The organism is bacterium (assembly GCA_021372535.1).
In the GTDB taxonomy this organism is placed as follows: Bacteria; Latescibacterota; Latescibacteria; order Latescibacterales; family Latescibacteraceae; genus JAFGMP01.
This window is the reverse complement of record JAJFUH010000142.1, coordinates 1-15,682: the sequence shown is the minus strand read 5'-3', so window position 1 is coordinate 15,682 and position 15,682 is coordinate 1. Positions and strand designations below refer to the sequence as shown.

Genomic DNA, 15,682 nt, shown 5'->3' with positions numbered 1-15,682 from the left:
TTGTATCCTCACATGTATGGCGTTTCTCTACCATAGTATGCGAATAATATATCGGAATAGCAAGCGTTATTACTGTATTATCAACATGTTATATGTTTATTGCTTGCCGCAACCTGACTTTTGGCCGGACCGTCAGTTCTGACTATATATTTTTTAAATAACATCATTCTTACCACTTGTTAAACTCGAAGCATGGAGAAAAAAATGGACAGCTCGAAAGATAATAAGGTTAACAGAAGGCGGTTTTTGTCAGACTCGACAGCCCTTGGTGTGGGAGCAGCCGCAACACTGGCGGCTGCCCGACCGGGAAACGCTGAAATTGACGTTACATTTGTCAAGGATTTTACGCCTCCCGCAAAATCTTTCATCGACCAGTATTATGATGGCCTCATTGAGATTGCGGAAGGTACACGTAACGAGTCGGTCGGGGCAATAGCAAAGGCCATGGAGAAAGCATACGAATGCATGCGGAATGGCGGAAATATTTACGGCCGTATCCAGACAGGCCACTTTGTCATGTTTGCGGGAAGCTCTGACCTGCGCGGCCAGCCGAATCTTATACCCAACACGCGTGAGCCACGGGGAAGTTCTGCCACCCCGAAAAAGGGTGATTTCGTCATCACCAACGGTGGCGGAGGACGCCAGAACGAACAGCGGGACTCGGGTGTTTATGTTGTCGGTCTCACCTGTAATTACTCGAAATTCGCAAAAACACCTCCGGGATTTCTCAGATCGGACAACGGCCCCGCCATGGAGGATGTATGCGACCTGGTGATCGACACTCATGTGCCGTATTATAATGGTCTGGTGAATGCTCCGCAGATTCCGGGTTTCAGAATCTGCCCGTCGAGCGGCATTGCCATGATGCTCGTGTATTGGGCATGTACCGCCTCGCTGGCCAACCTCATCGGTACAAAGGGGAAAGGGTCGAGCACTGAGCCGGCGGAGAAATATCTGGACCTCGCAATCGACCGTTTCCGGATGATCGGCACCGACCGTCCCAAAATGGAGGTTGTCGGAGAAAAATGGGCCGATCTTGTGCTCGGTAAAAAAGCGAGACTTCTCGTCTATGGCCGTCCCCAGATGGGCGAACCGTACCAGGGCTGTGTCAACATGTTTGTCAACGAGGCATATATCGTGGCCTCGGGCAGCATGATTGCCCGGCAGTATGATCAGTTTGCCAGCCAGATAAAGGAAGGCGATATCGTTCTGATCGGCTCGGTGGATTCAAACAATCCGCTCGAAATCAATGTGGCGAGATATGCGAAAAGCATGAAGGCGTACACTACCGCATTCACATCGTACGGTATCGACAGTGATTCTTCCGGAACGCATCTGTTCAAGGAAGTCGATACGGCATTCAACAATTACAGCGATGAGAGCGAGGGCGTGCTGGCAATCAAGGGATTCGACAAAAAAATCTGTCCTCTGACCGGTGTCACCGGTAACGCGATCCACTGGATGGTCATGGCGTCATGGACAGACACCATGGCCCGGCGCGGCGAGATGCCGTATTACTATCAGGGATTTCATGAACACGATGGCCAGGCGTACGATGCGGCGGCGGAACCTCTGTACCTGAAACGGGGATACTGAGGCAAATCCTGTGTATTTGGTCTGAAGTTGCATATCAGATGCTGTTTATGAATTATAGTGCCACTCGTGGTGCTGTAATTCAGATGTGACTATATCTCATACCGCATTGCTTTCACGGTATAATAATTTCTTAATCGACTCCTCCCGGCTCCCGCTGTGCACCGTCGCACTCGTAGCTCTGTCGCAGCGGAGCGGGAGGATAGGGGGGCCGAGCATCATTTTTTCCAATCGCCCCTTCAGGGTTTTTCCCCTTTCACCACTCTGTCCCTCTGTCTCTTTGCCCCTCTGTCCATTTTTCCCTAAAAATCACATTGCATTCCATTCGATCAATACCGTAATTTTCTTTAAAACGTTTATTCCATGTCAACAATTTTAATCCGGAATAAGGTGGGAAAATGAGATTCATATCCGCAATCTGCTGTACTGTATTTATCGTGCTTGTCGGGTGCTCGACTTTTCGCAGGGCAGCTCCCCCTCCGATGAATCAGTTCCCGTCTCCGATGGCCGAGCATATCCGGACGCATGAACGCATCCCGGAATCGGATGTTCCCGGTACTGTCATGGTCATGACCGACGTTCTTCCGAAACCGGTGAAAATCTATATCCCCGGGAATAAAAACGGCAGTCACGATTATAAATTGCTCATCCATTTTCATGGTTCACGGTATATTCCCGCATATGCCGCGTACCATTCCGATATACCGTTTATTGTGGCCACGGTCGATCTCGGCGTCGGGTCATCCGTATACGAGCGTCCTTTTCAGGATGAACGGGTGTTCGATACGTTCATCGACTCGATCCGTCGCATGGTTTCTAGCGGAGATTCGCTCCATTACGATTTTTCGGAAATTTACCTGACTTCTTTCAGTGCCGGATATGGCGCGGTTCGTGCGATTCTGAGGAATCATGCCGCCGACATAGACGGGGTGATCCTGCTGGACGGCCTTCATACGGATTATATCCCCGATGAAAAGCGGCTCAGTGACGGCGGTGTGCTCAATACCGATAAACTCGAAGTTTTTTTGAAATTTGCTCAACATGCCGCGGCGGGTGAAAAACGGATGATCATCACCCATTCGGAAATATTCCCGGGCCTGTATGCGAGCACAACAGAAACAGCGGAATATATCGTCGATTCGCTGGGTCTTACGAGAGCGCCGGTTCTCAAATGGGGGCCGGTCGGAATGCAGATGGTCGGTGAAACGCATGAGGGGAACCTTTGGATTCTGGATTTTGCCGGTAATGCGGGCCCCGATCATACCGATCATTTATGCGGTCTGCCGTTCTTTCTGGAGATGCTTTTCAGTCAGTAAGTGTGGAAACGTAATGAATTTTTTTAGTTGTTTTCACCGCGATAAACTCTAAATCCGCGATAAGAGTATTTCGGTTCATAATCAAGATGAAAAAGTACTTTTCTTTACGATTTACTTGCGTATCTTTTCTACAAGCTTTTTTAACGACTTAATGGAATGGTAAAGATAAGCGGTTTTCCGAATGTAATCCGTTTATGGTGAAAAGGAGATTTTTATGAGTTTTCAGGCGCTTGACTGGCTGGTTATCGGGCTGTATTTCATGGTTCTTCTCGGAATAGCGTTCTGGGTTGTAAGGCAGAAGCAGGACACAGCCGCCGATTATTTTCTGGCGGGCAGGCATGTCGGCTGGTTTGTAATCGGAGCGTCGATTCTGGCATCGAATGTCGGATCAGAGCATATTGTCGGACTTGCGGGTACAGCGGCAAAAACGGGTGTTGTCATGGGTCACTACGAGCTTCATTCCTGGTGTGTTCTGATGCTTGGATGGGTTTTTGTACCGTTTTATATGCGAAGTCTGGTATTTACCATGCCCGAATTCCTTGAGAGACGGTATAATTCAACCGCCCGCTGGTTTCTTTCCCTGATTTCGCTCGTTGCCTATGTCATGACCAAAGTATCCGTTACGGTATATGCAGGCGCTGTGGTATTCCAGGTGCTCATGGGAGTCGATTTCTGGACGGGAGCGCTTACCGTGGTTCTCCTTACCGGTATATATACCGTTATAGGCGGTTTACGGGCCGTTGTGTATACCGAGAGCATGCAGGCGATCGTTTTAATACTGGGTTCGATAACCGTGACTGTCATGGGTCTGATTAAAATCGGCGGGTGGGGCAATGTCGTTTCGATTGTCGGAAGCGAACGTCTGAATATGTTTTTACCCGCCAGTGACCCGGAGTTTCCATGGACCGGAATGGTGTTTGCCCCTCCCATCATCGGGATATGGTACTGGTGTACCGACCAGTATATTGTACAGCGCGCACTTGCCGGGAGAGATGAGACGCAGGCGCGGCGGGGTACGATATTCGCGGCGTATCTAAAACTTTTCCCGTTCTTTATCTTTTTAATCCCCGGTGTCATTGCCTATGCACTGTCAAAATCGGGTCAGATCCAATTGCCAGAGGCCGATCAGGCGTTTCCCGTCATGGTTAAAACGCTTCTGCCCGTCGGATTGAGAGGTCTGGTAGCGGGCGGACTGCTTGCCGCGCTCATGAGCTCGCTCGCCGCTGTCTTCAATTCGTGTTCCACCCTGTTTACCATGGATATTTATAAAAAACTGAGGCCGCAAACCTCTGAAAAAATGCTGGTCATGGTGGGTAGGATTGCGACCGGGGTTGTCGTGATATCGGGAATTTTATGGATACCGCTCATGAAGATCATCTCCGGTGAATTATACCATTATCTTCAGAGTGTTCAGGCGTATATCGCTCCTCCTATCGCCGCTGTTTTCCTCTTCGGGCTGTTCTGGAAACGGATTAATTCGCACGGGGCTCTTACCGCGCTGATCGGTGGATTTATCATCGGTATGGCGCGGCTTGTTGCGGAATTGAATAAAGAACACCTGAGTGGGTTTTTATACGGTTTTGCATCGCTCAACTTTCTCCATTTCGCCATATTTCTGTTCCTGGGCTGTGCTGCGTTCATGGTTGTTGTCAGCCTCCTGACACCGAGACCGTCCTACGAAAAGATTCAGGGCCTGACCTATGCAACGACAGTCGCCGCGGACAAGGAGAAATCACGGGCAAGCTGGAACTGGAAAGATGTTGTGAACTCTCTGGTTATTCTTGCCATAATTGCGATGGTCCTGTTTTATTTCTCGCCGCTTCATTTTAAATGATACGGTGATCCATGTAAATCAGCAGGCATCATTTATCCCATCCGGCTCCCTCCTTTTTGTTAAAAAGAGGGGTGTAGATGTATCTTTGTCGTAATATTACCGATTATACACGACATCTTCCTGAAAATGTACTGTTTTATTCAGTGACACACAGAACTGACGGTAAAATTATTGAACATCCGCTGTTTTCAGCAGAACATGACAGTTATCACCGTTTATCAAGAGAACTTGACCCGCGCATAACACCTTGGCAATACAGGTTTTTAATGGGAACTCCCCCTCTCATGGAATTGAGGGGTTGGTTCGGGTGGAGAAGAGGGGTAAAATCATATCCCTGACAATCCGCATGCCAGTGAAAGCTTTATTATCAAAAAATATTCGTGCTTTCTGTACAATTTTAACCGGATACTACGGAGTTACACACAATAAAATAATAACTGTATTGTTTCTTGTAAAAATTCCCGGCCGCAGCATGACGTTCCTCAATGTCACCCCTTCATTAGCCCTGGTGATGAGATTGTTATGTGAAATTATTTGTGTCTTTTATTATAAGTAAAATAACATACAAGAAGTTCTGCAAAATGTTGTTATGTAACTCCTTTATAGTAACGAATCCTTATGATTTTTTTTAAAAAATTGTAATTATTTTTCATCACATGCGTTTAATATAATAATTAATGTTCATTAGTACGAATTAAGATAAGATTATGATATAAAGAGATAAAATGCTAATATGAGCATAGTTATATTTTTAATAAATCATTATAATACAAAGATATGCATAGATACATATAGACCCGTGAGAGCTTATAATATATAACTTTAAAAATAATATAATATAATCAACTTAAATATATTTTTGACTTTTTTAATAATATCGTTATATTGTTATGTATTCATAAGTAACCTTATTAAATTATAATGATTAAAATTATCGTTATTAAAAAGACTCATAATCCCTATACAATAGAATATTTATACCCGTGTAAGGCAGTATTGAATAATTTCTTTAAAAATGACGCTTTATTATAAAAAAATGACATATATACGAGGGATTTTGTAAAAAATATGAAAAAAAAGATGAATTCCGCGAGTGATGAATTACTTGAGCTGCTGTGGGATGTTTATATGCAGAGTCCTATACCGACATTCATATCGAGGAATGCTGCGAAGATCATTCGGTATAACGATGCAGTCGCTGAACTGACCGGTTATTCACCTGAAGAAGCAACCACTATTGACGTCTTGATACAGAAATTGTTTCCGGATGAGGAATATTATAACAATGTGATTAAAATCAGAAATATGCTGCTGGACAGAGAAATAAACATTAAAAGGGATGAGTTTGTAATTACCCGGAAAGACGGCGGGATTCGATGGGTAGAAGTATCAGTTTACGATATTCTCAGCCATGGTTTACCCACCGATTTGATTATTGTTCAAATTATTGATATTACGGATCGAATAGAAGTACAAAAAGCACTATCAACGAGCGAAAAGAAATACAGGGCGCTTTTTGAGAATTCCCGTAATTCCGTAGAAATTTTTACTGTGGAACCGATAATACTGGATGTTAACGGCACATGGTTGGGATTATTCGGGTATTCAGGGGAGGAGATAAAGGGGCTTGACATTCGTGACACATATTTCGCATATGATGAATATATCAGTGTTATAAACCAATTGAAGAACAATGGATATATAAAAGAATATGAAATAAAACGAAGGAAAAAAGATGGCACTGAAATGAATTGTCTCATGTCTGCAAGCCTCCAGAGGTCTGATGACAATGAGATCGAATATATACTGAATATCATATGCGACATTTCGGAACGTAAATATCTGGAAAACAAGCTGCTTCAGGCTCAGAAAATGGAGGCTATCGGCACACTGGCGGCAGGTATTGCCCATGATTTTAATAATATCCTCGGCGCGATCATGCTCAACACCGAGCTTGCTATTTATGATCTGCCAAAGAAAAATCAGACCAGGACTCTTCTGGAAAGTGTTATCAAGTCAAGTCTCAGAGCAAAAAATCTCATAGAGCAGATTCTCACATTCAGCCGTCAGACAGGACAGGGAAAACGCCCTGTTAACATTCTGCCCATTGTCAAGGAAACTCTGAAGCTCATTCATGCGACATTCCCGTCCACCATCAGGATATGTGAACACATAAAATCAAACCGTGATGTTATTCTGTGTGATCCCGTTCAGATCAATCAGATTATATTGAATCTATGCAATAATGCAGCGTATGCCATGAAAGACAGAGGGGGAACGCTCGAAATTTCCATGGATAATGTCATGATCGACAACGACGCGATTAATAAGTACCCTGTATTAAAACCGGGACCGCACGTGAGATTGACGGTGCGTGATACGGGCGAGGGCATATCATCATCGGTAATTGAACGTATTTTTGAGCCGTTTTATACCACGAAAAAACCCGGAGAAGGTCCCGGTATGGGTTTGAGTGTTGTTCATGGAATTATTCGGAGCTATCAGGGAGAGATAACCGTTCATAGTGAACCCGGCGAAGGCTCGGTTTTTGATGTGTTTTTGCCCATTGTTGAAATTGAGGACATTCATGAAGACAAGCTCCTCGGGAAAATTCTCCCCGGTCACGAACGAATACTTCTCGTGGACGATGAGAAAGACCTGGTACACATCGAGAAGGGAGTACTTGAACATCTTGGCTACTCCGTTGTCGGGAAAACGAGCAGTGTACATGCCCTGGAATATTTCCGTTCCAATCCTGACTGGATTGATCTTGTCATTACCGACCTTACCATGCCCGATATCGACGGTCGTGAATTATCGCGGGCGTTAGTAAGCATCAGGCCGAATATTCCCATCATACTCTGTACCGGATATAATGAGACTATCGCATCGGGTGAAACAGAGGAACTGGGTATTCGCGAGATTCTTATCAAGCCTTTTAACGGCGGCATGATTGCCGCAAGTATAAGACGTGTGCTGGATGCCAACCGATAAAGGAGGGGAAAACAGTGGCCCATATCCTGATTATCGATGATGATCCTTCGATGAACGAGGCGCTGGCAAGAGTGGTAAAGAGTGTTGGGCACGATGTTACATGTGTTTTTACACTCAACGAAGGACTTAAAAAAGCACGGAACGGGAATTTTGACGTTGTTTTCCTTGATGTACAGTTGCCGGATGGTAACGGGCTCGATGCAATCCCGCTTATCCGTGCCGCACCTTCAGTACCTGAAGTAATTATCATCACAGCTTTCAGTGATATAAATGGAGCAGAGCTTGCGATAAAAAACGGGGCATGGGATTATATTACAAAACCTGCCATGCTCAATGAAATGCTGCTGCCGTTTGTACGGGCGCTCCAGTACCGTGAGGAAAAGAAGACCGGGCATATTCCGCTTGTGTTGAAATGTGAAGGTATCATCGGCAGCAGTGCAAAAATGGAAAAAGTGCTCGAACAGCTTGCTCAGGCAGCTGTCAGCAACGCGAATGTGCTTATTTCGGGAGAAACCGGTACGGGAAAGGAGCTCTTCGCGCGGGCAATACATAAAAACAGCCCACGGGCTGATAAACCCTTTGTAGTGGTCGATTGCGCCGCTTTACCCGAAACGCTTGTCGAGGGGATTTTATTCGGACATGAGAAAGGGGCCTTCACAGGGGCGGATAAAATGAAAGAAGGATTGATTGAACATGCCCATGGGGGAACATTGTTTCTCGATGAAATTGGAGAGCTCCCGTTATCGGTCCAGAAAGCATTCCTTCGTGTGATTCAGGAACGTCTGTATCGCCCTCTTGGCTCTAAAACGGAAAGTAAAAGCAATTTCCGTCTTATCGTGGCGACCAACAGGGAACTCGACCAGATGGTACAAGCCGGTCAGTTCAGAAAAGATCTGCTCTATCGCCTGCGGGCATTCTCGATTGAACTTCCACCGTTACGGGAACGTGTTGAAGACATAAAACCGTTGATTATTCATTATACATCCGAGCTTGGTGACTTGTATGGTATCGAAACAAAGGGTTTTTCTCCGGAATTTTTAGAAGCACTGACAAATTATGAATGGCCGGGAAATGTCCGTGAGCTGGTTAATACAATCGAGTATGTTCTTACCGAGGCACGATATGAGCCCACTTTTTTCCCCTATCATCTTCCCACAAACATACGGATCAGGATTGCACAGACCTCTGTACCGGTAAAAGCGGATATTCAGAAAAATCGCGGTGCATTTTATTCGTTTGAAACCGTTGAGCACGAAACATTCCCGAAAATGAAAACTGTGCATGAAGACATGGAGCGAAGATATCTTCATACACTCATGACGAAAACCATGGGAAATAAGATCAAAGCCTGTAAGATTGCTGGAATATCGAGAGCCCGATTATATCAGTTATTGAAAAAATACAATCTTCCGGATAATCTCTGAATGGATACCATGCAGGATTTTTGTTCTCTATTTTTTTGGATAGTATGATGTCCACTTTATTATATGCAATGTCTACTTTTATGGAATAAATTGCGCCTTCATCTCTGCTTAGCGGTGCCTCCCCAAATCTGATCGTTATATAACCATTTGATTATTATTCAATTTTGATTATTCCAGTCTATTTGGCATGGTTTTTGTACTCATATTGAGTTGAAGTACAAGCCCCTCTGTTGTACCGTTTTCGTTTATGGTAAGGGTTCTGGCCTTGATTATTCACACAATGCTTCAGACCATCGAATTACACCGATTATAGTATTAAGAGCATTATGGTAGAATTAGTCGGCTGAAACGTTGTATTAACAAGATATTATAGAACACGGAATTCCGTAGAATCCCGGTATTTATATGTTTGATTTTAAAATGATCTGTAATGTCTATGAATTATTGAATGATGCAAATAAAATATAAATGACATGTAATACAACATATAAGATTATCAATAACACGATGTTTCTTTATCAAAATACGCCAAAACATTTTATCATACTCAATTACTGGTGGTTTTATCTTATCCATGATTGCGAAGATAAATCCTCGGAAGGCAGGTGTCCCATGGCGGACTATAATGAGAGAACTGCTGTATCGGATGACCCGAAAGAAGCGGTACAGGAGATAAGAGAGCGATTGTTGTTCATAAAAAATGTTTTCGATGGAATCGATTCGGCTGTTTTCGTGGTCGGCATGGCTGAGGATGGAGAATTCCGATATATCTGTGCGAATGCTGCTTTTGAACGGATGACAAGTTTGAAATCGGCCGACATCATCGGTAAACGGCCGGAAGATGTGTATAAGCATCTTCACAATGAAACAGCGCGAAACCTGCGGACCAATTTCTTTCACTGCATAGCATCGGGAAGTGCCGTTGATTATAATGATGTCATTATACAGAATGGACACCGAATCTGGATCAAAACTCATCTGACCCCGCTTCCTGGGATAGTATCTAAGAGTCATCAGATAATCGGAACATTTACTGATATTTCCGAGTTTAAGATGACAGAAGAGATTCTCAGAGAAAACGAAAAAAAATTCACGCTGTTATTCGATCATATGACCAACGGGTTTGCGCTCCATGATGTCCTTACCGATAGTAACGGTTTTACGGTCAATTACGTTTTTCGTGATGTAAATAAAGCGTTTGAAAAAATAATGCAGCTTGAGAGAAAAAACATTATTGGAAAAAAAATCACCGATGTCATGTCCAAAATCGGGGGGAATGATTTTAACTGGATCAAAATCTATCGTGAAATTGCCCTCAAAGGAGATGCTGCAACCCAAGAGCACTATTTTAAATCTCTGAACAAGTGGCTGTGTATTTCCGCGTTTAATCCGGAAGAGGGGAAATATGCCACCATTTTCAGCGATATTACTACAAGCAAACACCTGGAATCTCAATTTCTTCAAGCCCAGAAAATGGAATCCGTGGGCCGTTTGGCCGGTGGCGTTGCCCATGATTTCAATAACATGCTGACTGTCATAATAGGGAATTCGGATATGGTATTATCTTCGCTTACCCCAGACAATACCCTCTACGACGATATCACTGAGATAAAAAGTACTGCGGAACGGGCGACAGGTCTTACCAAGCAGCTTCTTGCTTTTTCACGGCAGCAGGATATCGAGCCGCAGGTGATAAACCTGAACACGGTTCTGAGCGATATGGATAAAATGCTTCGTCGCCTGATCGGTGAGGATATAGAACTTGTTACATTTCTGGCTGATAAACTGAACATGGTGCGGGTTGATCCTGGGCAGATTGTACAGGTATTGACCAACCTGGCGGTCAATGCTCGTGATGCCATGCCGGATGGCGGAATGCTTACCCTGGAAACTGCCAATGTCATACTTGATATTGATTATACTCATTTTCATTGCGAGGTTGTGCCCGGGAGTTATGTCATGATAGCTGTGAGCGACACAGGTACAGGGATAGACGAAAAGACTATGTCCCAAATCTTTGAACCATTTTTTACCACAAAAGAAAAAGGGAAAGGAACTGGCCTGGGACTCTCGACCTGTTATGGCATTGTCAAGCAGAACAAGGGGAATATTTGGGTTTACAGTGAACTTGGGCACGGAACGACATTTAAAATATATTTCCCTATTGTGGAGGCAGAACCTGAAAGCGTTCCGATTAAAAAGGATGAAACCGATTGCAGTGTCGGAGGGACGATTCTGCTCGTTGAGGATGACGAACTCGTTAACGATATGTTATCCAGGATATTACGTCAAAAAGGTTTCAACGTTCACAACGCGCATGACGGGCTTGAAATGTTAAATTATCTTGATAAAAATAAAATTGAAAAAATGGATCTTCTGGTGACAGACCTTGTTATGCCTCATATGAACGGGAAAGAGCTTTCCGCGCGTCTCAGAACTCTACATCCCGAAATCAGGGTTATTTATATGTCAGGATACACCGATAATTCCATTATAAACTATGGAATACATGATGGCGATGGAGTATTTCTCCAGAAACCATTCTCCCCGGAAACGTTTATTCGAAAAATTCGTGAATCACTTGCATCATGATTAACACGGATTAATCTGTAAGTACATGTGCATCCTTCGGTATGACCATGTATGGTCATGAGGGTAATTCGCGTAATAAGTATCCCGGAAAGATGTAAAATCCGGGGTCTATACAAAACCCGATCCGCGAAAATCCGTTCGATTCATGTCGATCAATGTTCAATCGATTCTTGTGATTAAATCCGGTTAAATCCGTATTTAAAAAATTATGGTTCATCCGGTAAATGCGTACCCGGATTCCCGGTAAACGTGCTGTGCGAAAAATGCCCGTCGTTTCTCAGAAGACAGGATATATATATCATGAATATTTCTTAAATGCATTGTTTTACAATGTCTTCCCTCCCCCTTTAATTCCCTCTCCCATGCATGGGAGAGGGGTCAACTTTCAGCGTCCATTTGGCGGCTCTCCCTCGCCCGCGCGAAGCGGGGGAGAGGGAGTCAGGTGGTTGAGTGGAAAAAAAGCTGATAATGCATGAATCGTTCAGGTACTCATTATTCGGATGACCTAAAAATTCTATCATAATATGACCTCATATCAAAGTCATTACTTGCCCTCATTGCGCCCAGCCCTTATCTTCTGAATCATGAATAAATTTAAGCGGATTTACGAGTATTTGTTTTTATACACGTGAACTGTTGAAAATTTACAATAACCTGATAAATAATGTGTTTAAATGTTCGGGTCATTGAGCCTACACGTTGCGGCCAGGTACAGCACAGTACGCTTGAGAATGTTTTCTGAATGATACGGGTTGTTGTTCGCGGTTAATGAAGCGCGTGCCTTGTCCATTGCCGTATAACAGGTTCATTATATAATCGCGGGGGGAGAGTGTATGAAAAATGCGAGAAAATCTGGAAGACGGCTGTTCCTGAAGCAATCGGCTGTAACGACAACCGGCATGGCACTGGGTCTTGAGATGACGGGTACGCCGTTTGTTTCGTCCGCTCTCGGAGCGAATGACAGAATCAGAATGGGATTTATCGGCGTCGGGAACCGTGGTTCGCAGCTGCTGTCGTCATTTATGAAAAACCGTGATGTCGAAATTGCCGCTCTTTGCGATGTGTACGAGCCATACACATTAAGAGACCGGTCGAAGGTATGCGGGCGGTTTCTCGATGAACTCGGCGAGCGTATCCCCGCGATGGGCGAGACATTCAGCGGTAAAGTGGAAAGATACAAGGACTTCCGCAGGCTCATCGACCGGAAGGATATCGATGCGGTGTGTATTGCTACCCCTGATCACTGGCATGCTGTCCAGGCTATCATGGCCATGGAATCCGGTAAGGACGTATATGTGGAAAAACCGCTTACAATCACCATCCATGAGGGCCGCACAATGGTCGAAGCTGCCTCGCGAACGAACCGGGTGACCCAGGTTGGGCTGAACCGCAGGGGAGCACCCGTTTATCAGGAACTTGCGGGGCTTGTCCGCAGTGGGAAAATCGGGAAAGTGACAGTCGCACGGGCATACCATGTGAGCAATATGTATCCCGATGGCATCGGTAAAGCTCAGCCTGAAAATCCTCCCGAGGGATTTGACTGGGATATGTGGCTCGGCCCGCGTCCTTTTCGTCCATATCAGTATACCATCGCTCCCTACAAATTCCGCTGGTGGAAATCGTATTCCTCGCAGATCGGGAACTGGGGTGTCCACTATCTCGATGTGATCCGGTGGCTCATAGGCGAACAGGCTCCTTCGGCGGTTTCCACGCATGGGGGTAAGTATGTGATCGATGATGACCGCACGATACCCGATACCATGGAGGTAACGTTTGAATTCGGTTCGGGAGCGGTAGTGATATTCGGCCTGTATGAGGCGGGAGGCGGAAATCCGATACCCGGCTGGGAGGTCGAATTATGCGGTGTCCAGGGAACGCTGTCCGCCAATGAGCGGGTATACAAAATTGTGCCGCCCTCACCGGGTCAGTTTCAGAAACGGAGCACACCCGGCGAACCGGTGGAAAAGAGACTCGAGACCCCTGTGGACAGCACCGACAGTCTTGTACGAAACTTCCTCGATTGTGTCAAGTCCCGGAGTAAAAGTCTGTGCGACATGGAGGAAGGACACCGTTCAACAACCTTTGCCCATCTTGCGAACATCGCTCTCGAAACGAAAACACGAATCGAGTGGGACCCGAAGACAGAACGGATTACCAACAACAGCGACGCAAACAATCTGCTCCACTATCAGTACAGAGAACCATGGAAACTGTGATGGAGTTGACATGAATAACAGGGAACAGTGCAATGGCTTTAGCCGCCGTCGGTTCATACAACAATCCGGGGCACTGGCAGGTTTATGCATTCCGCGTCTGTCGTATGGTCAGAACGCCAGGGATGTGAATACAACAAAGGATACCTCCATGCACATAACAGTGAAAAACACCGACTCCAATTTCGAGCGTGAGCCGCTGATCAGGCCGTTCGGATTCAAAGGCGGCTATATGACCGAGATATGGCAGACCGCTGCTCTTCTTGAAGAAGAGTCCGGTTTACGGAAAATCGGTCTGTGCAGCCAGAGTGTGTTGTGGTCGGACGCCGCGATATTCGCATCGCACTCCGAAAGCGGCGGTAATGCGCTCATGTATGCCATGACCGAACACGCCTTGCGGACAGCCAGAGGTATGACATTCACCACACCCATCGATCTTCTGGATATGGTTCTCGGGGATGTCTATGAGTACGGTAAAGCGGTGACAGGGAACCCGGATTTACGGAAGACCTTTGCCCTCAATGCTCTCGTCGGTTTCGACAATGCTGCGTGGCTGGTGTATGCTGAAAAGAACGGTATCGGTACCTTCGACGACATGATACCTCCGATGTATCGATCCGCGCTGTCGCACCATCATAAAGAACTCGCCAGTATCCCCCTCATGGCGTACGCTGTCCCGGTTGAAGAAATCCGTGATGCCGCCGGGCAGGGATATTTCTTTATGAAGATAAAGATAGGCCAGCCGGGTACTCAGGAAGAGATGCTCGAAAAGGATAAATCCCGGATGACGGAAATCCATAAAGCCATCGGCAATATTGAAACGCCGTATACGAAAAACGGCAAACTTCCGTATTATTTCGATGCAAACGGCAGATATGCCCGAAAGGAAACTCTCCTGCGGCTCCTCGATCATGCCCGCAAAATCGGGGCCTTCGATCACATTGCAATTATCGAAGAACCGTTCCCCGAGGAATATGAAGAGAGTGTCGGCGATCTTGGTGTCCGTATTGCCGCCGATGAAAGCGCGCACACCGATGCCGATGCTGTTAAAAGAATACAGATGGGGTACGGGGCTATTGCGCTGAAAGCGATTGCCAAGACCCTGAGCATGACTTTGAAAATTGCGAAAGTGGCCCATGAGAATGGAATTCCCTGTTTCTGCGCCGACCTGACCGTAAATCCCATTCTCGTTGACTGGAATAAAAATGTTGCGGCACGGCTGGCGCCGTTTCCCGGTCTGGGACTCGGGCTCGTTGAAACGAACGGCCACCAGAATTACCGGAACTGGGAAAAAATGAAAGGATATCATCCCTGCAATGGTGCGCCATGGACCGAAACTCGCAGGGGAGTGTTCATGCTTGATAAGGATTTCTATGAGAAAAGCGGAGGTATATTTCTGCCATCCGGACATTACGAGGACATGTTCCGGTATAAAGGGTGAAATGATGGGAGTTACAGCATGCAGGGTAACAGACGGTTTTCCTGGTCGTCGCTGAAAGAGTTACAGGGAACGCTGGCGAATATGAACATTCATATTCCCCTGTCCGAAGAACTTGATATACTCGGAGAGCCGCTGACCCTTGGTAAGACCATGATTCCGAACAGAATCGCAATCCACCCGATGGAAGGGTGTGATGGTACACCCGAAGGAAAACCGGACGATTTGACATTTCGGCGGTACGAGCGGTTCGCTTCGGGCGGAGCAGGCCTCGTCTG

At 45.7% G+C, this 15,682-nt stretch carries 9 protein-coding genes; all 9 read left to right on the top strand.

Annotated elements, in window-relative coordinates; all coding sequences use genetic code 11:
• The first annotated feature begins 204 nt into the window (after positions 1–204).
• Positions 205–1,596: a twin-arginine translocation signal domain-containing protein gene (locus LLG96_12750; GenBank protein MCE5251078.1), complete on the top strand. Its 1,392-nt coding sequence runs from the start codon at positions 205–207 to the stop codon at positions 1,594–1,596.
• A gap of 395 nt (positions 1,597–1,991) precedes the next feature.
• The gene (locus LLG96_12745; protein ID MCE5251077.1) at positions 1,992–2,909 is read left to right on the top strand and encodes a hypothetical protein; all 918 of its coding nucleotides are present in this window, start codon (positions 1,992–1,994) and stop codon (positions 2,907–2,909) included.
• A 214-nt stretch (positions 2,910–3,123) separates the two neighbouring features.
• On the top strand, positions 3,124–4,743 hold the full coding sequence (locus tag LLG96_12740; GenBank protein ID MCE5251076.1) for a sodium:solute symporter: 1,620 nt from the start codon (positions 3,124–3,126) through the stop codon (positions 4,741–4,743).
• Between the two features lie 1,080 nt (positions 4,744–5,823).
• Positions 5,824–7,737, top strand: a complete 1,914-nt coding sequence (locus LLG96_12735; protein MCE5251075.1) for a PAS domain S-box protein — start codon at positions 5,824–5,826, stop codon at positions 7,735–7,737.
• Positions 7,738–7,751: 14 nt separating this feature from the next.
• Entirely contained in the window at positions 7,752–9,161 is a 1,410-nt protein-coding gene (locus LLG96_12730) for a sigma-54 dependent transcriptional regulator (GenBank protein MCE5251074.1), read from the top strand.
• Between the two features lie 612 nt (positions 9,162–9,773).
• On the top strand, positions 9,774–11,753 hold the full coding sequence (locus LLG96_12725) for a response regulator (protein MCE5251073.1): 1,980 nt from the start codon (positions 9,774–9,776) through the stop codon (positions 11,751–11,753).
• Positions 11,754–12,586: 833 nt separating this feature from the next.
• A complete protein-coding gene (locus LLG96_12720; GenBank protein ID MCE5251072.1) occupies positions 12,587–13,969 on the top strand; it encodes a Gfo/Idh/MocA family oxidoreductase in 1,383 nt (460 codons plus the stop codon).
• Positions 13,970–13,979: 10 nt separating this feature from the next.
• Positions 13,980–15,407 (top strand): L-alanine-DL-glutamate epimerase, encoded by a 1,428-nt coding sequence (locus tag LLG96_12715; protein MCE5251071.1) that lies wholly within the window; start codon positions 13,980–13,982, stop codon positions 15,405–15,407.
• An 18-nt stretch (positions 15,408–15,425) separates the two neighbouring features.
• Positions 15,426–15,682, top strand: a 257-nt coding sequence (locus LLG96_12710) for an NADH:flavin oxidoreductase (GenBank protein MCE5251070.1), incomplete at its 3' end; no start/stop codon positions are given.